Annotated in this window: 14 protein-coding genes; 8 read left to right on the forward strand and 6 right to left on the reverse strand. The window is 66.5% G+C overall.

The window, feature by feature from the left end:
- Positions 1-48: 48 nt before the first annotated feature.
- The 5 genes from WD430_RS09695 to WD430_RS09715 all read right to left on the reverse strand — a co-directional run bounded on the left by WD430_RS09695 (position 49) and on the right by WD430_RS09715 (position 7,404).
- Positions 49-891 (reverse strand): polyprenyl synthetase family protein, encoded by an 843-nt coding sequence (locus WD430_RS09695; RefSeq protein ID WP_339102243.1) that lies wholly within the window; start codon positions 889-891, stop codon positions 49-51.
- Positions 892-954: 63 nt separating this feature from the next.
- Entirely contained in the window at positions 955-3,654 is a 2,700-nt protein-coding gene (locus tag WD430_RS09700; RefSeq protein WP_339102244.1) for a methyl-accepting chemotaxis protein, read from the reverse strand.
- Positions 3,654-4,922 (reverse strand): ABC transporter substrate-binding protein, encoded by a 1,269-nt coding sequence (locus WD430_RS09705; RefSeq protein WP_339102245.1) that lies wholly within the window; start codon positions 4,920-4,922, stop codon positions 3,654-3,656. Before WD430_RS09705 ends, WD430_RS09700 begins: the two co-directional genes overlap by 1 nt.
- A 743-nt stretch (positions 4,923-5,665) precedes the next feature.
- Positions 5,666-6,619 carry an electron transfer flavoprotein subunit alpha/FixB family protein gene (locus WD430_RS09710; RefSeq protein ID WP_339102246.1) on the reverse strand — a complete coding sequence of 318 codons (954 nt, stop codon included), beginning with the start codon at positions 6,617-6,619 and terminating at the stop codon, positions 5,666-5,668.
- Complete coding sequence (locus WD430_RS09715; RefSeq protein ID WP_339102247.1) at positions 6,616-7,404, reverse strand: electron transfer flavoprotein subunit beta/FixA family protein; 789 nt, start codon at positions 7,402-7,404, stop codon at positions 6,616-6,618. Before WD430_RS09715 ends, WD430_RS09710 begins: the two co-directional genes overlap by 4 nt.
- Positions 7,405-7,610: 206 nt before the next feature.
- Here WD430_RS09715 and WD430_RS09720 point away from each other — a divergent pair, with 206 nt between their 5' ends.
- The 6 genes from WD430_RS09720 (at position 7,611) to WD430_RS09745 (ending at position 13,419) form a co-directional block, all read left to right on the forward strand.
- On the forward strand, positions 7,611-8,129 hold the full coding sequence (locus WD430_RS09720) for a TRAM domain-containing protein (RefSeq protein WP_339102248.1): 519 nt from the start codon (positions 7,611-7,613) through the stop codon (positions 8,127-8,129).
- Positions 8,130-8,488: 359 nt separating this feature from the next.
- Positions 8,489-9,481, forward strand: a complete 993-nt coding sequence (locus WD430_RS09725; RefSeq protein ID WP_339102249.1) for an MBL fold metallo-hydrolase — start codon at positions 8,489-8,491, stop codon at positions 9,479-9,481.
- 411 nt (positions 9,482-9,892) lie between these two features.
- A complete protein-coding gene (locus tag WD430_RS09730) occupies positions 9,893-10,360 on the forward strand; it encodes a Tfx family DNA-binding protein (RefSeq protein WP_339102250.1) in 468 nt (155 codons plus the stop codon).
- Between the two features lie 91 nt (positions 10,361-10,451).
- On the forward strand, positions 10,452-11,144 hold the full coding sequence (locus WD430_RS09735) for a hypothetical protein (RefSeq protein ID WP_339102251.1): 693 nt from the start codon (positions 10,452-10,454) through the stop codon (positions 11,142-11,144).
- A 130-nt stretch (positions 11,145-11,274) separates the two neighbouring features.
- Positions 11,275-12,279, forward strand: coding sequence for a sulfatase-like hydrolase/transferase (locus WD430_RS09740; protein ID WP_339102252.1), 1,005 nt, complete (start codon positions 11,275-11,277; stop codon positions 12,277-12,279).
- 222 nt (positions 12,280-12,501) lie between these two features.
- Complete coding sequence (locus WD430_RS09745; protein ID WP_339102253.1) at positions 12,502-13,419, forward strand: DUF6293 family protein; 918 nt, start codon at positions 12,502-12,504, stop codon at positions 13,417-13,419.
- 25 nt (positions 13,420-13,444) lie between these two features.
- Here the strand turns inward: WD430_RS09745 and WD430_RS09750 are convergent, their stop codons facing one another.
- Positions 13,445-16,060 (reverse strand): MMPL family transporter, encoded by a 2,616-nt coding sequence (locus WD430_RS09750; RefSeq protein WP_339102254.1) that lies wholly within the window; start codon positions 16,058-16,060, stop codon positions 13,445-13,447.
- A gap of 93 nt (positions 16,061-16,153) precedes the next feature.
- Here WD430_RS09750 and WD430_RS09755 point away from each other — a divergent pair, with 93 nt between their 5' ends.
- Together WD430_RS09755 and WD430_RS09760 are read left to right on the forward strand one after the other, a co-directional pair.
- Positions 16,154-16,792 carry a hypothetical protein gene (locus WD430_RS09755; protein ID WP_339102255.1) on the forward strand — a complete coding sequence of 213 codons (639 nt, stop codon included), beginning with the start codon at positions 16,154-16,156 and terminating at the stop codon, positions 16,790-16,792.
- A gap of 372 nt (positions 16,793-17,164) precedes the next feature.
- Positions 17,165-19,849: a valine--tRNA ligase gene (locus tag WD430_RS09760; RefSeq protein ID WP_339102256.1), complete on the forward strand. Its 2,685-nt coding sequence runs from the start codon at positions 17,165-17,167 to the stop codon at positions 19,847-19,849.
- The last annotated feature ends 55 nt before the right edge of the window (positions 19,850-19,904 follow it).

The raw sequence follows: 19,904 nt of genomic DNA on the forward strand, positions 1-19,904 counted from the left end.
GCCTCCGTAGTGCCGATCGGTCGTGTCGACCGTAGCCGCTGCGTTCGGCTACTGTTCGCGCTCGACGACGAACTCCGCCAGTTCGACCAGATAGTTTCGGGCCGTCGGGTCGGCGACCTCGACCCGATCGAGGGCCTCGATCGCTCGGTCCGATTCGGCTCGAGCGCGGGCGTTGGCCTCGTCGGGGGTGAGATCGGTCACCTGAACGACCGACGGTCGCTCGAGGGCGGCGTCGTGGCCGGTCGGCTTACCCAGTTCGTCGGGGTCGGCGACCGCGTCCAGGACGTCGTCGCGGATCTGAAAGGCGACCCCGACCCGTTCGGCGTACTCGCCGAGCGCTTCGACGGTGACCGCGTCCGATCCGGCGGCGATCGCCCCCAGTTCCGCGGCGGCGCGAAACAGCGCGCCGGTCTTCCGTCGCGCCAGGGTCATGTACTCGGCCTCGGTCTCGGGCTCGGCGGACAGCTCCGTCGCCTCGCCGATGCCGAGTTCGACCATCGCCTCGGCGACGACGCGGGTGGCGTCGGGATCGGACGAGAAGAGGGCGAAGGCCTCGCCGAGCAGGCCGTCGCTCGAGACGATCGCCGGGCCGTAGCCGAACTCGGCCCAGGCGCTGGTCGTCCCGCGGCGAAGCTCCGAGCGGTCGATGATGTCGTCGACGACCAGCGACGCGCTGTGAACGAGCTCGATGCCGACGCCGAAATCGATCGCCTCCTCGGCCCGGCCGCCGACGGTCTCACAGGCCAGCACGGTCACCATCGGACGGACGCGCTTGCCGCCGGCGAGCGCCGTGTGGCGCACTTCGTCTCTGAGCGCGTCCGGCTCGAGGCCGTCGACTACCTCGACGAGCCGCTCCTCGATCAGCGCCCGACGACGCTCCAGCAATTCCATCACACGCGCTTAGGACGGGGGTGAAAAGTACGTGACGGTTTAGCGGTGGAGTGGTTGGGCCGCTTACTCGTCCTCGAACTGGCTGAACGTGAACCCGTTCCCGCCGTCCGCCGACTCGTCACCGTCGTCTTCCGTGCCGTCGCGAGCCGACTCGGCGTCGGCTGTCGCGTCGGCTTCACTGCCGTCCGTTTCCGTCTCCATGCCGGTCTCGGTCTCGGCCTCGGTAGCATCGATTTCGGCCACACCGGCTCGGTGGGACGTCTCGGTCGTCCCGTCGTCACGGTCGATCGGTCCGTTCGGAGCGTCACCGTCGGACGTCGAGTCGGCGTCTCGGTCGACGCCGCTCGTGTCCATGATCCCGCCGTTCGTCTCGGACGGGGCCACACCGGCACCGTCGTCGACGTCCTCGCTCGCGGCGGTATCGACGTCGCCCGCAGCGTCGTCGGTGTCGTCGGTGTCGTCGGTGTCGTCGACGTCGATCTCGTCGAACGTGAGGGTCTCGGTATCGGTGTCGTACTCGTCGACGGAGGCGTCCGCCACCTCGTCGGTCTCGAAGTGATCGAGGGTCTCGCTCAGGTGGGCCGCCTGATCAGTGAGCGAACTCGCGCTCTCGGAGACTTCCGAAAGGGCGGAGGTCTGTTCCTCCGCGGCCGCAGCGACGCGCTGGGCCTCGGCCGCCGTGGAATCGGAAATCTCGGTCGCCGACGAGACCATGGCGACGACCTCCTGCGTGGACGCCGCCTGCTCTTCGGTCGCGGCGGAGATCTCCTGTACGCCGTCGTTGGTCTGTTCGGCGTAGTCGGCGATCTCGTCGAGGGCCTCGGCGGCGTTTTCGACGGAGTCGACGTGTTCCGCGATTCGATCGGCGGTCTGCTGGACCTCCGCCGCGGTCTCCGAGGTCTGTTCGTCGATGCGCCCCAGCCGCTGCTCGATGTCCTCGGCGGTCGATTTCGTGTCCGCGGCCAGTTCCTTGACCTGTTCCGCGACGGCACCGAACCCGGAGCTCTCGCCGTCGCCGCCCCGCGAGGCCTCGATGTTCGCGTTCAGCGCGAGCATGTTCGTCTCGCGGGCGACCTCGCTGATGAACTCGACCAGTTCGTCGATCTGTGCCATCTCCGCCTCGAGTTCCTCGATAGCGTCGACGGCTTCGGTCGACTCCGATTCGATCTCGTGCATCCCGTCGATGGCCTCCTGGGCCGCCTCGCGACCGAGTCGACCGGTCTCGGCCGTTCGCTCGGCGATGTCGGCGACGGTGTTCGAGGAGGCGGCGATCTCTTCGGTCGTCGTCGAGAGCCCGCTCATCTCCTGGTTGACCGACCGCAGGTTCTCGTTCTGTCGGTCGGCGCCGTCGGAAATCTCCTGGACCGACTCGGAGACCTGCTGGGAGGCCGAACGGACCTCCTCGCTGGAGGCGGTCACCTGTTCGCTGGCCGCCGCCACCTCGTTCGCGAAGGCCTTGACGTCGGCGGTCGTCCGTTCGAGGTCCGCGATCATCTCGTTGAACGCCTCGGCGATGTCGGTCATCGCCTCGCTCTCGCTCTCGGGATCGAGCCGTCGAGTCAGATCGCCGTCGGCGCAGTCGTCCATCACGGTGCTGAACTCCGCGGCTTTCGCCTCGAGGTGCCGGTTTATCGACTCGGTCTCGGCGCGGGCCGCTTCGGCCTCCTCGCGGGCGGCTTCGGCGGCTTCGATCTGGTCGCGCAGCGAGTTCCGCATGCTGTCGAACCCGTCGTACAGTCGCCCGATCTCGTCGACGCGATTCGTCTCGAGATCGACGTCGAGGTTGCCGGCTTCCATCTCGGTCGTCCGGTCGCGCAGCCGGGCCAGCGGACCGACCGTCTGCCGGCCGAGAACGACGCCGACGGCGCCGAGCGCGATCAGGCTCGTCAACACCATCGCGATGACGTTCGTCCCGACGTCGGAGGCGACGCCGTAGGCCTGATCGGTCGGAACGGTCGTGATAGCGACCCACTGCGTGTTCCCGACGGGGACGTACGCCCGCACGACGTCGTCGTCCTGAATGCGGGTCAGTCGCCCGCCGAGGGCGGCAGCCATCGCCTCGTCGTCGATCGAGCCGTCGTCGATCGACGCGGATTCGGCCTGGAAGACGGCCGATCCGTCGCTATCGATAATGGCCGTCGAAGCGGACGTGTTCTCCTGGTGGAGCTGCTCGACCTGGTACTCGAGCGTGCCGATGATGACGACGGCCCGATCCTCGCGTTCGGTGACCGGGCTGGCGAAGGCCATCACCTGGTCGTCGAGGGTCGGCGATCGGTACGCTTGCTGGGAGTGCCAGACGGACTCCTCGAGCCCGAGGTTGTCATCGAAGTCGTCGGTCGCCCACGGCTCCTCGAGGTCTTCGAACGACGCGCCGCGGTAGGCGGCGTTCGTGCTCGTGACGATTTCGCCGTTCTCGGTGTCGACGTAGTGGATGGCCCGCACGTCGACGTCCATCCGGGCCTGCTCTTCGACGAGCTGGGCCTGAACCGCCTGTTGATCGCCCTCCTGAAGAATCCGCGAATCGGACGCGGTCCGCGTCTGAACCCGCATCGTCTCGACCCAGTTGCTGATCGCGTCGGCCTGCATCTCGGCGGTCGATTCGAGCTGTTCGTTCGAGTCCGCCCGAACCGTATTGTCGATATCGGCGTAGCTGACCGCTCCGACGGCGCCGATAACGAGCACGACTGCCAGAATCGACACCACGAACTTCACGAGGTATCGCCGCCTGATGAACGACGGGACCAGGGATGCGAGCGACGCCATCAGGAACTCACCCGTTCCAGTTCGGCGATGCCGCCGGCGGCGCTCTCGTCGAACTCCCAGTACTCGAAGACCGCGTCGGTCACGTCACCGTTCTCGTCGAAGCTGACCGAACTCGAGGCCCCCTGATACGTGACGGCGTTACCTTCGGCCGCGAATTCGATCCCCTCGGCGAGCGTCTCGGGGGTGACCGCCTCGCCGTCGCCGGTGGTGACCGCTTGCATGGCGTTTCTGATAGCGGTTCCGTCGTTCTGTCCGGCGTAGGCGTTCGCGAGCAACAGGACGGCGCTCGCGTCGTAGGAGTGTGGCGTGAAGACGCCGGGTTCGGCGTCGTAGGCGTCCTGGAACAGCTCCGTGAACGTCTCGGTGCCCGGCCCGTCGACCAGCGGCGCGGTACCGCGGATGCCGTCGAGCGAGTAGTCGACCTCGTCGTGGAGATCGCCGTCCTGTAGGCCGTCGGTGACGAGGATGTCCTCCTCGGCGTCGGCACCCAGGTCGGCGAATACCTGCCCGCCGGTCTCCGGATAGCCGATCACGACGAGCAACTCGGGATCGTCGGTTCTGGCCCGCTCGATGGCCGCTTCGTAGGAGTCCTGGCCTTCCGTTAGCGGAACCTGCGTCGAAACCGTCCCGCCGTGATCGCTCTGGAACGAGCGCGCGAACGCCTGGCTCAACTGCCAGCCGTAATCGTTGTTCACGTAGAGGGTCGCGGCGCTGTCGTGACCGAGATCGTTCGCCGCCCGGTCGGCCAGCACGACCGCCTGCAACGAGTCGGAGACCGCAGTCCGGAAGACCAGCCCGGCGTCGTTGAGCGACGTGATCGTCGGCGTCGTCGCGCCGGGCGAGCAGCAGACGGTTCGATACGGGATGAGGACCTGCTGAGTCGCCTGCAGCGTCACGTCGGACGACGCCGGCCCGTTGACCATGGGATACCCGTTGTCGACCAGCGCGGCCGCACCCTGAACGCCCGCGGAGGGCGAGGTCTCGGTATCGACGACTTCGTACTCGATGTCGAGCGAAATCTCGTCTTCGACCTGTCGGATGGGAAGCTCTGCGGCGTTTCGCATCGGTTTCCCGACCGTCTCGAGGCTGCCGCTCAGTGGTTGCATGATACCGAGTCTGAGCGTTCGATCGGTGCCACCGACGTCGCTCCCGTCCTCGATATCGCTCGAGTCGAGTCCGGGAACCGAGCCGAGACAGCCGGCGAGACCACCGAGCCCGGCGGTGCAGAGTCCGGACAGTAGTTTTCGACGATTCAGTTGAACGGACATACCAGGATATTTCACTCATACCATATAATCTCACTGTCTCGTTTTCGAGACAACTCATAAATAAATCACAACTCGATTTCGTATAATTCGTAATAATTGATCTACTAACATATTATACTACGTTAAAAGGCACTAACAAGCGATAATCCGTGCAAATAGAGACGAAGATCGAACGGTGAGTTGTTCAATAAACCATAACGTAATGGAACAGCGAACAATAACACACAAAACATATACTTTTATTTGAATCGGTGTTCCGATCGCGCCGATCGCCGGCTGAACGAAACACGGAGTTGCTCGTGCGGTCAACGGCGGCCAGCGAACGCTGTCGCTGTCACGGGACGCGACAAACGGGGCACCGAACCCACAGCGGAAGCGGACCGAGTGCCTCGAGGTCGTTCGAAACCCGAGAATGTTCGTGACCGATCGAATCGAAGCTACGCGGGAGCTTCGCTCCCGCGAGGCCAGCGAGACGTCCGTCTCGCCAGACTTCTCGAGGTCGTCGGCGTGGGCCGAAAATCGAAGAGTTTCGGCGTCACGAACGATTTTCGTCGTTCGAACGACTCCGCGCCGGCGACGAGACGCAAAGCGTCTCGAATCGCTCGATCTCGAGGCGGTTCACGAGGGGCCGCGATCGGTCGTCGTACGCGTGGGCGCGCAAAAGCAAACTCCAGACGGTTCGGCCGGACAGACATCGTCGGCCGAAACCGGCCGCTCATCGCCGCCGATCGCTCGCGATCCGGTTACTGGAACTCCTCGGTGAGCGCCGGGACGACGTCGAAGAGGTCGTCGACGATGGCGTAATCGGCGATGTCCATGATCGGCGCGTTGGGATCCGTGTTGATCGCGACGATCGTATCGGAGCCCTTCATGCCGGCGACGTGCTGAACCGCGCCGGAGATACCGATCGCGATGTAGACGTCGGGCGTGACGACCTTTCCGGACTGGCCGACCTGCCGGTTCTTGGGCAGCCAGCCGTTGTCGACGATGGGCCGCGAGGACGACACCGTCGCGCCGAGCGCGTCCGCGAGCTCCTCGATGAGCGGGAGGTTGTCCTCCTCCTCGATCCCGCGACCGACGCTCACGAGGACGTCCGCTTCGCTGATGTCGACGTCGCCGCCGCCGACCTCCTCGAAGCCGTTGACGGTCGAGCCGATCGCGTCCTCGTCGATCGTCGCGTCGAAGGTCTCGATCGAAGCGTCGCCGGTGCCCTCGGCCTGTGGCCACTCGGCGCTGCGGATCGTCGCGACGGCGGGACCCTCGAGTTCGTTGGTGGTCTCGACCTTGCCGCCGTACATCTCGCGGGTGGCGATCAGCGTGTCGCCGTCGGTCTCGAGGCCGATCGTGTCGGTGACGATCGGCAGGTCGAGTTCGGTGGCGACGGCCGGCGCGTAGTCGAGGCCGTTGACGCTGTTCGGGGCGAGGACGTACTGCGGGGCGAGGTCGTCGTAGAGCTGCGTGATCGCCTGGGTGTAGACGTCGTGGTTGAACTCCTCGCCGTAGTCGACGGTGTGGATGGCGTCGACGCCCTCGCGGTTTACCTTCTCGGCGAAGTCGTCGACGGTGCCGCTGACGACCGCCAGATGCAGGTCGCCGCCGGTCTCGTCGGCCAGCTGGCGGCCCGCCGTGATGATCTCGTAGCTGACGTCGCGCAGCTCGCCGCGGCGGTGGTCCGTGACCGCGAGGACGTCCGTCATGGTGCCACCCCCTTGTCGCGAAGGAGTTCAGCGAGCTCCCCGGCGGTCTCCTCGGCGCTGCCCTCCCAGGTCGTCACGTCGCTCTCGCTTTCTGGCTCGTACATGTCGCTCAGCTCGAGTTCGGACTCGATGGCGCTCTCGTCGACGTCGAGGTCGGCGAGCGCTTTCACGTCGAGTTCCTTGCGCTGGGCCTGGCGAATGCCGCGCAGGCTGGCGTAGCGGGGCTCGTTGATCCCCGTCTGGATCGTCAGCACGGCCGGGAGCTCGATCTCGGTCAGCTCCTCGACCCCGCCCTCGAGTTCGCGCCGCACCGAAGCGGCGTCCTCGAGGTCGTGCTCGAGGTGGTTGACGACGGCACCCCACTGGTAGCCGAGGTTCTCGGCGACGGAGACGCCCGTCGCGCCCCAGCTATCGTCGCCGGACTGGACGCCCGTCAGGACGAGATCGGGGTCCTCCTCCTCGACGACGGCACTGAGAATCTCCGTCTTCGCGCCGACGTCCAGCAGATCGACGTCCTCGAGCGAGTCGTCCCAGACGCGGACGGCGCGGTCGGCGCCCTTCGCCAGCGCCTGTCGGATGGTCTGCTCGCACTCCTCCGGACCGATCGTGACCGTCACGACTTCGTCGGCGACACCCTCCTCCTGGAGCTGGACGGCCTCCTCGATGGCGTAGTCGTCCCACTCGTTGAGGTCGGCACCGAGGTACTGCTCGGCGATCGCAGTGCCCTCGATTTCGAACTCGTCTTCGACGGTCGCGACTTCTTTGACCGTAACGAGGATTTTCATCATTTATCACTGCCACGCCCGTACCGTAAACCTTTTCGAAACGCGCTTTCATATGGGTCCAGTTCATTTAACAATACCTATCGATATCTCCGGTAGGGGTTACGATCTCTCCCAATACGGCGGAAACTGCTACCAGCGTTTCCCGCCGTGCCGCCCTCGATCCGCAAGACGGAAACGGTTTAACGACGCCACTGGTAGTACGTACTATGGCAGACTGTCCACTTGCCGACGACTGCCCGAGCTTTTCCGAACGGATCTCGGGAATGGGGTGTCAGCACTACGGCGACCGCGGGGGCAAGGAATGGTGTAACCACTACAGCCAGCCCATCGAGGACCTGAAGACCCAGCCCGTCAAGGCGGGCGAGGAGATCGTCATCGACGTCGTCGACATGCACGAGAGCGGTGCCGGCGTCGGTCGGACCGAGGACGGCTTCATCGTGATGGTCGACGGGATCCTGCCCGAGGCCCGCGCTCGCGTCCAAGTGACGCAGGTTCACAGTAACCACGCTCGCGCGGAGGAACTCGAACTTCTCCCGATGGATCCCGACGAGGAGGAGTCGGGCGATGACGAGACAGTCTCGGACGACGCGGATGCCGACGCCGAGGGCGACGATTCGGCGGCCGAGACGGACGACGAGAGCGACGAGGGCGACGAGAACGGCGGAAGCGCCAGTAAACCGGCCCGCGAGCGGCTGGGCAGTCGGGAGAACTTCTGGGGCTCGTAGTCGGACCTCCGCCGAGTGGACAGTCGTCGATCGATCCCGTTTTCGCGTATTTCAGCGGTTTCACTGCTGTATGACGTACGTTTCTGTTGCGAAACCTGTTCGGCTACCGATGGCGGCCGGTTCGCGGAACGGACGACGGACACTGACGAGCGGTGCCGTTCCGCGTGCCGTCCCTGGGCTCGTCATCGGGCTCGTGCTCGCTCGGTGTTCTCCTCGATGGCCTTCGCTGCGGATCTCGAGGGGCCGCTCGTGCCCGTGCCGGTCGTGGAGCGCCCCACGGGACGTGGCGGTGTGAACCGTCGGGCGCGTTCCATGCCGCGACGCAAGGGTTTACCCCGCCGCTTGTGCCATACGCTGCCATGGATCGGATTTCGCTGTCGAACTCGGCGTTCGAAGGCGACAACAACGCGTATCTCTTCGCGGACGGGACGGAGACGGTGCTGATCGACACCGGCGACGGGACGGCGACGACCCGGGAGCAACTCGAGGACGCCCTCGCCGAACGGGGCCTCGCCTTCGCCGACGTCGACCGCATCTTCCTCACTCACTGGCACGGCGATCACACCGGGCTGGCGGGCGCGATCCAGGCCGAGAGCGGCGCCGAGGTCTACGTCCACGAGGCCGACGCGCCGCTCGTCGAGGGCGACGAGGACGCGTGGGCGGCGATGTACGACCGCCAGGAGGAGTACTTCGAACGGTGGGGGATGCCCGAGGAGAAGCGCGCCGTCCTCCGCGAGCGGATGGCCGACGCCGAGACGGGCGCCGCGTCGCCGACCGTCGAGACGTTCGCGGGCGGCGAGACGTTCCCCGTTCCCGGCGGTGAACTCGAGGTCGTCCACGCGTCGGGCCACGCCGCGGGGTTGTGCATGTTCGAAACGACCCTCGAGGGCCGGCGGGAGGTCGTCTCCGGCGACGCGCTGTTGCCGGTCTACACGCCCAACGTCGGCGGCGCGGACGTCCGCGTCGATCGCCCGCTCGAGCGGTACCTCCGGGCGCTGCAGGGGATCGTCGACGCCGACTACGATCGCGCGTGGCCGGGCCACCGCGATCCGATCGACGACCCCGCCGGCCGCGCTCAGTACATCATCGATCACCACGCGGAACGCGCCTGGCGGGTCCTCGACGCGCTGGACCGGAAGGGACCCTGCGACACGTGGACCGTGAGCGCGGACCTCTTCGGCGACCTCGAGGGGATCCACGTCCTCCACGGGCCCGGAGAATCGTACGCGCACTTAGAGCACTTAGAGCGGGCCGGGACCGTCGTGCGGGAGGACGCCGAGTATCGGCTGGCCGACGGCGTCGCCGAAGTGCTCGCCGCGAAGGACGAACAGCGCTGGCACCTCGAGTACTGACAGCGGTGTGACCCGCGTCCCGTTCGGTCGCTCTTCTCGCGGGAGACCAGTCGCTCTCGCTCGAGACGGTGTAGTCGAGAACGCGGTAAAAGGCACCCCCCTGGGGTGACTCGCTCCCCTCGCGGGAGCCGCGTGAGACGCGGCGAGGGACGGTGTCAGAGGCACGTATCTCGCCGTGGCGCAGTAACTGCGCAGTGAACAGTGGAACGTACCGACTGATATTTCTACTGGCTAGTCCCCGCCGATGGACGGCTCGATGTCACTCGCTTCTCCGAGGGCGCTTCACCGTTCGGAAGGGGCTCTCCCGCTGGTCCGACCGTTGCCGTCGGACCGGGGAAGCTTTGACCCTGCCACCGACTTAGACGTGGATATGATCGGACTCGAGCGCGTGCGGGAGTGGAGGCGATCGCCGTGATCGACGAGATCGAGGGGCTGCTCGAGGAAATCGGGTTCGACGCCGGGACGAGCGTGTTGACCCACCGACAGGCGCAGGTGCTCGCGCTCCGCGAACGCGGCGTCTCGCAGGCCGATATCGCCGACGCGCTGGGTACCTCGCGGGCGAACGTCTCCTCGATCGAGTCGAGCGCGCGCGAGAACCTCGAGAAGGCCCGCGAGACGGTCGCCTTCGCGGAGGCGCTGCGGGCGCCGGTCCGCGTCCGGGTCCCGGCGGGGACCGATCTCTACGACGTCCCGCAACTGGTCTACGACGCCTGCGACGAGAAGGGCGTCAAGGTCGATCACACCGCGCCGGACCTGATGAAGGTCGTCAGCGACGCCGCGGGATCGGCGGTGTCGGGACGCGAGGTCTCGACGCCGCTGATCGTCGGCGTCACCTCCGAGGGGATGGTGCGGGTCCGCCATCAGGACCGTCAGGAGTGATCGCCGTTCGGCGCCGCGACGCTCGGCTCTCGATTGCGGGCGGAGCCAGCAGCCCGAAGACCGAAAGGCGACGACCGTGTACGCGAAGGCGATGACGTTTGATCTGCCGGACTCGGTAGCCGACTCGTGGCGACCGCTGGGGACGCGAACCGGCGAGACGAGCGCCATGCTCGCCTCGATCACCGCCGAGACGACGGTCTACGAGCGTATCGATCCCGCCGCCGGAGTCGACGCCCTCGAGGCGAGCGACATTCCGGCCCGCTCGCTGTTCGCCGTCGACGTGACCGTCTCCCCCTCGCCGTCCGATCTCGGGATGTCGCCGAAATCCGTCTTCTCGAAGGCCGCACCGAAGGCGAGAGACCAGTTCGTCGACACCCTCGAGGACGAGGGGCTGGTCGTCGAGGGCACCCGAAACAGCCTCGAGTTCGAAGCGTCCAACGGTAACGAGGGCTCGTGGTACGTCCTCGACGTGGGGTATCCCGTCGACGCGGAGACGGAGGACGGGACGGGTCGGATCGACGCCGAGGCCCACATCGCCGTCTGGCCGCTCGAGTCGACGTTCGGGATGGCCGGCGGGGTGCTCCCGCTCGAGGACGGTGTTCGCACTGCGGCCGCCGAGTCGGAGACGACGACGGACGACGAACTGGAGCTCGATCCGGAGCGCGACCGCGAGACGATCGCGGAACTGATTCGGACGATCGATTTCGAGGGAGCCGACTCGTCGGACGCCGAAGACGATGACGCGTCGGACACTGCGGACGGAGATTCGTCGGACGCGTCGTGAACGCTCGGCGCCTCGTCGCGTTCGTCCCGGGCGAACGTTCGAACGGTTTCGAGACGTTCCGCATTTCGTGACTGTACGCCCGAATTACGGATCCTAAAATTGATTGATCGTCCAGTTGGACCTCGAGACGATGGATCTCGCCCCGGAATCTTACACCCTCTCCAATTTTATCGAGGCGTGCAAGAACCCCGAGAAGTTCAAACACGAACTCAAAAAGCGGTACGGGGACGTCAACAAACGCCTCTTCTACCGCAAGTACGGGCGCCCGACGAACGTCATGGACGCGGACTGGGACAATCTCCTGCTCCTGGACGCCTGCCGATTCGACTACCTCTCGAAGTACAATTCGATCGGCGGAGAACTCGACGCCGCCGTCTCCGTCGCGTCGACGAGCAACGAGTTCATGGAGAAGACGTTCGCCGGGGAGACGTTCCACGACACCGTATACGTCTCCGCGAACGGGTTCTCACACCAGCTGGAGGGGGGCACCTTCCACGAATTCGTGTCGACGTATCCCGAGTCCCAGCGGGACGTTCTCGATAGCGAACTCTATCGGAACTACCGGCCGGGGATCGTCCGCGAGAAGGCCGTCGAGGCCTACGAACGCCATCCGGACAAGCGGTTGCTCGTCCACTTCATGCAGCCCCACGGTCCCTACTTCGGTCCGAAAGCCGAGACGTTGCGGGAGCGCCTCCGGACGGACTACGGACTCGAGTTCTCCGCCTGGAAATCGGACGCCGACGTCACCAGTCGCTCGGAGGGCATGGTGTACCTGATGGACGCTGCGGAGGCGGGATACGTCTCCACGGACGAACTGCAGGAGGTGTACGTCGAAAACCTGAAACTGGTCCTCGAGCACGTCGAGCGACTGCTGGAGCGACTCGACGGCAAGACCGTCATCACGTCCGACCACGGCGAACTGCTCGGCGAGACGACGAACCTGTATTCCAGGCTCACCGGCGACCGGTACGAACATCCGGGATACGTCTGGACGCCGGAACTCCGGCTCGTCCCCTGGCTCGTCGTCCCGTCTGAGCACAGGCGCGACATCGTCGCGGAAGCCCCGGTCGACCGCGATGACGTCGACGAGGACGTCGTCGAAGACCATCTCCGGGCGCTGGGCTATCAGTCCTGAACCGGCCGAGACGGTCCGGTAGTGCGCGGCAATAGGCCGCGGAGAGCGACGGCGAACCCGGCGGTCGTTCCCGATCGCGACCGAGAAACGATCCGTGGGGCCGATTCGGACGATCGAACTCGAGGCCGGCCCGACGTCCCGTCGTCGCTGATCGTCGGGACCGTTGCCCACACCGACGACGACGTACCGGGATTGATTACGTCGCCGTGCCACCTACCGCGTATGCAAACCCATATCGTTCCGGTCGGCTTCGACTACGACCGGCTGATCGCGCCGCTGGTACGCGATCAGATCGACGTCGACAGCGTCATTCTGCTCGAGGGCGCCGTCGGGAGCGAGGCCAACGTGGAGTACTCCCGCCACCTCTCGGACAAACTCGAGACGGACTTCAAGAACCTGCTGGGGGCGAGCACCGAGCGGTTCGTTCTGGCGGACGTCTACGACTACGACGCGGCCTTCGAGCAGGCCTACGACCTCATCACCGCGGAGCTCGACGACGGCAACGAGGTCTGGGTCAACGTCGCCGCGATGCCCCGGACGGTCAGTTTCGCCTTCGCCAACGCCGCCCACTCCCTGATGGTCGAACGGCAGGAGGACCGCGAGGGGATTCACACCTACTACACCGCCCCCGAGAAGTACCTCGAGACGGAGCTGGCCGAGGAACTCCGCGAGCAGATCGAACTGCTCGAGGAACTGGACGCCGGGACGGGAGTAGACGGCGATGAGACGCTCGACGGCGATCGGATCGACGAACGCCTCGAGAGCGCCCGCGACCTCCTCTCGGAGTTCGACGAGCGCGGGACGACGATCGGCGCCAAGGAGATCGACGGCCGCCACATCGTCGAACTGCCCGTCGCCTCCTTCTCGAACGTCAAACCCTTCGAGGAGCTCATCCTGTTCAAGCTCGGCGAGGACGGCGAGTTCGATTCGGTCTCCGAACTCGCGGAGTCGCTGGCCCGCGAACTGAACGAGGAGTACACCGACAGCTTCCGGTCGAAGGTCATCTACAACGTCGACCGGCTCGGGCCCGGCGGCAAGGGGTACATCGAACGCGAGGAGCACGGTAAATCTTATCGAACCAGGCTCTCGCGGATCGGTGAGTTGTGGGTTCGGGCTCACTCGGACGACGAGTCGCGGTAGCGGTCAGGTCGGTTTTCGTCCGCGATCACGACGCTCGATCGAGCGACCGCTCCCGGAGCACGAGCAGACACGGGAGCACGGTGAGGCAGGCGACGAACGCGAAGACGATGCTCAGCCCCGTCACCAGTCCGAATCGCTGTAGTGGGGGCGCCAGCGCCAGCGCGAGGACGCCAAAGCCCGCCGCCGTCGTCGCCGCGCTCCCCAGCAGCGCTCCGCCGGTACCGGTGATCGTCGCCTCGAGGGCGTCCTCGAGCGATTCCCGTTCGCGTCGCTCCGCGACGAACCGCTCGCCGACGTGAATGCTGTAGTCGACGCCGAGCCCGATCGCGAGGCTCGTGATGACCGCCGTCTCGCTGTTGAACGGCAGGTCGAGCAGCGCCATCGTTCCGAGCAGCCACGCGAGCGCGGCGACGACGGGTGCGAGGGTCACCGCGCCCAGCGAGAGCGATCGGTGGCGGACCCAGTAGAGCGCCGTCAGGAAGCCCAGGACGACCACCAGCGTGACGACGAAGGCCTCGACGAGCGTCTCGAGCAGCGCGTCCTGAACGACCGCCGTGATCACCGGGCCGCCGGTCGCGACCGCGGAAACGGACTCGGCGTCGTCGACCGCGGCAGCGATATCGCGGCTGTCGTCGGCGACCGACTGCGCCGGAGCGTCGCCCTGCACGCTCACGAGGAGGCGCGCGGACTCGTACTCGCCGCTATCGGTCCGATAGAGGACGTCCGATGCCCGGTCCGCATCGGCGTCGAACAGGACGTCATAGAAGCCGGCGACGTCCTCGTCGGGGAGCCCGTCGCCGTCCGTATCGCGCTCCTCGAGCGCGGCCGCGACGGTATCGTTGTCGCCGGCGATCTCGCGGATCACCGTCGGCGGCCCCTCGATGGCGGCCTCGCCGTCCGGCCGGAGAACGATCGTGTCGCCCTCGGAGACGCCGCTGCCGGCCTCGTCCATCGCCGCGAGCGCGTCGGGATCGGTGACGGGTCCCCGTATCAGGACCTGCGTCTGACTCCCCTCGCCGCGCTCGGCGAAGTTCTCGCCGAGGTACGCGGCATCGTCGCTGATCGTGTACGTACCGGGCGCCAGCGGCTCCGGCAGGGACGTGGCCCACTCGGGCGCGTCCTCGGGGAGGAAATCCGCTTGGTTGAATTCGGTGTCGATCCCCGTCGCGCCGTAGGCGCCGCCGACGGCCAGCAGGAGGGCGACGAGGACGACAGCCAGCGGCGCCCGCCGCGGAACGGCGACCACCCGCGAGAGGACCTGATTGGAGAGGCCCGTCTCCGACCCGAACGGCCGCTTCGCCCGATTTCGTCCGAACCGCGACTCGAGCCGTTCGTCGACCTCGACCTTCAGCGCCGGCACGAAGACGGCGAAGGCGACGAACGTCGCGAGGATGCCGCCCGCGCTGAGTACCGCGAAGTCCCGGACCGCTCCCAGCGGGCTGACGACGTTCGAGAGGAAGCCGACGCCCGTCGAGACCGTGGCGGCCCCGAGCGCGAGGGCGACGCCGGCGAGCCCGAGCGTCATGCCGGCTCGCGGGCCGACCGAGCCGCCGTTGGCGGTCGCACTCGCCGCTCGCTCCGGCGTCGCGACCGCCTCGAGTTCGCCGGCTCTGGCCTCCCGATACCGCATGACCACGTGCAGCGCGTAGTCGATGCTCAGTCCGATCAGCAGGAACGGGACGGCGATCAGTAGCTGGCTGGAGGGGATCTCGAGCCAACCCCGAACGCCGGCGAGCCACGCCATGACGACGCCGATCCCGACGAGAGCGAGCAGGACGTCGACGACGTCCCGATAGGTGAACGCGAGGACGCCCAGTACGAGCACGAGCGCGACGGGCGTGATGATCGCGAAGCTGTCGCCGACGGCGTTCGACGACGCCTCGTCGACGACGCCCTGCCCGAAGAGGAACGCGTCGTCGAAGCGCTCGTCGACCTGGTCGGCGAGCTCGACCTGCGCGTCGTAGGCCGCCCGCGGGTCCTCGTCCGGACCGCCGTCGTCGACCTGGAAGACGAACGCGATCCGCGCGTCGGCCGTCGTCTCGCCCGGTTCGTAGTCGGACGGGAGGAAGTCGTAGGGGTCCGCCGCTTCCGATCCCGCCGACTGACCCTGCCGACCCTCGTCGCTCTCGGGATCGAGCACGTCCGCGAGCAGCGCCTCGACCTCCTCGTCCGAGCGCGACTCGAGGGCCGCGATCTGCTCCTCGAGCGTCGGCTCGCTTGTATCGGGCGAGCCGTTCGCCTCGGCGGCCCGATCCTCGACGACCGCGGCCGTTCCGACGACGTTCTCGAGACCGACGAACCCCCGCTCGTCGAGCGTCGCGTTCAGTTCCTCGTCCTCGCGGACGTCTCGCTGGAGTCGCAGTCCCTCGAGCAGCGAGTCGCGGGTGAGCACGTCACCGCCCTCGTCGCGGACGACGAGTTGGGCGACGACGGCGTCGTCGGTGCCGTAGGTCGCCTCGATCTCTTCGAGCGCCTCGGTCTCCTCGGAGTCGGTCTCGAACTGGCCGATATCGCCGTCTCCGGGGTCGCCGATCGCCGCGCCGGCGGCGACGACGGCGGTCAGGAGGAGCCCGAGCACGACGACGAGTCGGCTGTGCGAGACGATCCACTCCGCGTATCTGGTGGCGGGAGAGCCGCTCATTCGTCACTCACGCTCGATCACTGTCTCCGGCTCCGACCGGATCGCTCATAACCGTTCGGATGGAAACCGATGTCGTATAACCGATCTCCGATTATGAACACGGATACCGACCGCGAACGCGGCGTCTTGAGCCCCGCGGATCGCGCCTACTTGCTCGGCGACCGCGAGATGAGCCACGACCAGTCGAAACGGAACGCGGAGGCGCGGATCCGCCGACGGATCCGCGCCGCGGTGCTCGACTTCGACCTGTTCCTGCACACGCTGGCCGAGAAGGATCGCCGGCAGGTGTTCGAGGGCGCGGCGACCGACGAGGAGTTCCTCGCCGGGCTCCGGGCGATGATCGCGTTCACCTATCTGGGACTCGAGGAGGCGGGCACCGACTTCGAGGGCGTCCTCGAGCCGGCGGTCAGGAGCTGCGAGGAGTACCTCGCGGCCGACGGCGACGAGCGCGTCTCCGTCGACGTGACCTTCGACGTCGAGACGACCGTCGAGTCCTCGCTCTCGGACGTCGTCTCGCGGTTGAACGCCGGCGACCCGGTCACCCCGCGCGAACTGTTCGCCGTCGTCATGCGGGGCGACCACGATCCGGCGGCCCACGACCGGATCGCGCTCGCCAACGCGGACGCAGACGAACTCAGGGACGGGTTCCTCGAGCGGCTGGCGTCGTATCTCGAGGGCGACCTTCGATACGTGACCGATTCGCGGGCGATCATCGACCTCGAGGGCGAGTAATCCACACCGCTTCGACCGATCGGTCTCACCGTGACGAAAAACCTAACACCGTTCCCGGCGGTACGTCCACGTACCCGTATGTCTCGTTCAGTCGCGGCCCCGGTCGACGCCGACGGTCCGCGAGAGACGGTTTTCGTATCTGGGCGGGCGTAACGATTTACAGGGTTTCGACCGAACACGAGGTCGAAACCCTTCAATTGACTTACGCCCGCCCAGATAGGGGCCTCTTAGCCCCGAACCTCCCACCCCGTTTCGACGGATGTATTGTCGGCGACCAGCATTCACCGAGCAACGACCGGTATCAGCAATGAGTACGCACACCTTCGACGCCACGACGACGCACGGCCGACGCCCCCCGCGGGCGGTGAGAGCATGAGTATGGACGCGCCCGAATCCGAGACGGAGAGCGATCCCGCGGATAGCGAGCCGACCCTCGAGGGCGGCTACGATCCCGAAGCGGTCGAGAACCGCTGGCAGCGGCGCTGGATCGACGAGGACGTCTACGCCTACGAGAGCGACGCCGAGCGAGATCCCAACACGGTCTACGCGATCGACACGCCGCCGCCGACGGTCTCCGGAAGCCTGCACATGGGCCACCTCTACGGCTCGACCCTGCAGGACTTCGCCGCGCGGTTCCAGCGGATGCACGACGGCGACGTGCTCTTCCCCTTCGGCTACGACGACAACGGGATCGCCAGCGAGCGGCTGACCGAGAAGGAACTCGACATCCGCCATCAGGACTACGAGCGCCGCGAGTTCCAGGAGCTCTGCCGCGAGGTCTGTACGGAGTACGAGGCCGAATTCACGGAGAAGATGCAGAACCTCGGCACCTCGATCGACTGGAACAACACCTACAAGACGATCGAGCCGCGCGTCCAGCGCGTCTCCCAGCTCTCGTTCCTCGACCTCTACGAGAAGGGCCGCGAGTACCGCAAGAAGGCGCCCGCGATCTGGTGTCCCGACTGCGAGACGGCCATCTCGCAGGTCGAGATGGAGGACGACGAGCGGGGCTCGCACTTCAACGACATCGCGTTCGAACTAGTGGGCGACGACGCGCCGCGCGACGAGTTCGTCATCTCCACGACGCGACCGGAACTCATTCCGGCCTGCGTCTCCGTCTTCGTCCACCCCGACGACGAGGAGAATCGGGATCTGGTCGGCGAGACCGCTCGCATCCCGCTCTTCGGTCACGAGGTGCCGATCATCGAGGACGAGCGCGTCGACATGGAGAAGGGCAGCGGCGTCGTGATGTGCTGTACCTTCGGCGACCAGAACGACATCGAGTGGTACCAGGCCCACGACCTGCCGCTCCGCGTCGCGATCGACGAGTCCGCGACGATGACCGACCTCGCCGGCGACTACGAGGGCATGTCCACCGAGGAGGCCCGCGAGGCCATCGTCGAGGATCTCGACGACGAGGGCTACCTGCGCGACCGCTGGGAGATCACCCACGCGGTTCAGGTCCACGAGCGTTGCGACACGCCCGTCGAATACCGTGTCTCCAAGCAGTGGTACGTCGAAATTCTCGACCACAAGGAGGAGTACCTCGAGGCCGGCCGGGAGATGGACTGGTACCCCGAGAAGATGTTCAGCCGCTACAAGCACTGGATCGAGGGCCTCGAGTGGGACTGGCTGATCTCCCGTCAGCGCGACTCGGGGATCCCGTTCCCGGTCTGGTACTGCGCGGACTGCGACCACGAGATCATGGCCGAGCGGGAGGAGCTCCCGGTCGACCCGCTCTCGGACGAGCCACCGGTCGACGAGTGTCCCCAGTGCGGGGCCGACGACTTCGTTCCGGAAGAGGACGTCTTCGACACGTGGGCCACCTCCTCGCTGACCCCGCTCATCAACGCGGGCTGGGACTGGGACGCGGACGCGGAGACGTTCACGATGGACAGTCCCGAACTGTACCCCTTCGACCTGCGGCCGCAGGGTCACGACATCATCTCGTTCTGGCTGTTCCACACCATCGTCAAGTGCTACGAGCACACCGGCGAGGTGCCCTTCGACGCGACGATGATCAACGGCCACGTGTTAGACGAGAACCGCGAGAAGATGTCCAAGTCCCGCGGTAACGTGGTCGAGCCCGACGAAGTGCTCGCGGACTTCCCCGTCGACGCCGTCCGCTTCTGGGCCGCGAGCGCGGCGGTCGGCGACGACTTCCCGTATCAGGAGAAAGACCTCACCGCGGGCGAGAAGCTCCTGCGCAAGCTCTGGAACGCCTCGAAGCTCGTCGACACGCTCGCGCCGCGAGACCCCGACGAGCCCGAAGACCTCGAGGCGATCGATCGCTGGCTGCTGGCGGAGCTCGACGACGCCGTCGACGACCTGACCGCCCACCTCGAGGAGTACGAGTTCGCGAAGGCCCGCGACCGACTGCGGACCTTCTTCTGGAACACGTTCTGCGACGACTACCTCGAGATCGCCAAGACGCGCGAGGACGAGCCCTCGACGCAGTACGCGCTGCGGACCGCCCACCGCACGTTCCTCGAGCTGTGGGCGCCATTCCTCCCCCACGCGACCGAGGAGGTCTGGCAGGCCGTCTACGCGGACGACGGTAGCGACCTCGAGGACAGCAGCATCCACGTCCGCGACTGGCCCAGCCCGCAGGGCCACGCGGCCGACCTCGAGGCTGGCGAGGCCGCGATGGAGGTCATCTCGGCGCTGCGTCGCTACAAGAGCGAGAACCAGCTGCCGCTGAACGCCGACCTCGAGTCGGTGTCGGTCTACGGTCCCATCGAGGGCTTCGAGGACGCCATCCGGAACGTGATGCACGTGCAGTCGCTGACCGTCCTCGAGGAGGAACCCGAGGTGACGACCGAGATCGCGTCGATCGACCTCGACTACTCGACGCTCGGGCCGAAGTTCGGGTCGAAGGTCGGCGAAATCGACGCCGGTATCGAGAGCGGAGAGTACGAGATCGACGAGAATGCGGGTGTGCTGCGAGTCGCCGGCGAGGAACTCGAGGCCGACCTCTTCGAGGTCGAACGCGAGCGCTCCTACTCGGGCGACGGCGAGATGATCGAGACCGAGTCGGCGGTCGTCATCCTCGAGTAGTCACCTGACGCGGTCCGACGCCCGGGTTCGGTTTCGCGACTCGCGGTTCTCCGTT

The organism is Haloterrigena sp. KLK7, from assembly GCF_037914945.1.
In the GTDB taxonomy this organism is placed as follows: Archaea; Halobacteriota; Halobacteria; order Halobacteriales; family Natrialbaceae; genus Haloterrigena; species Haloterrigena salinisoli.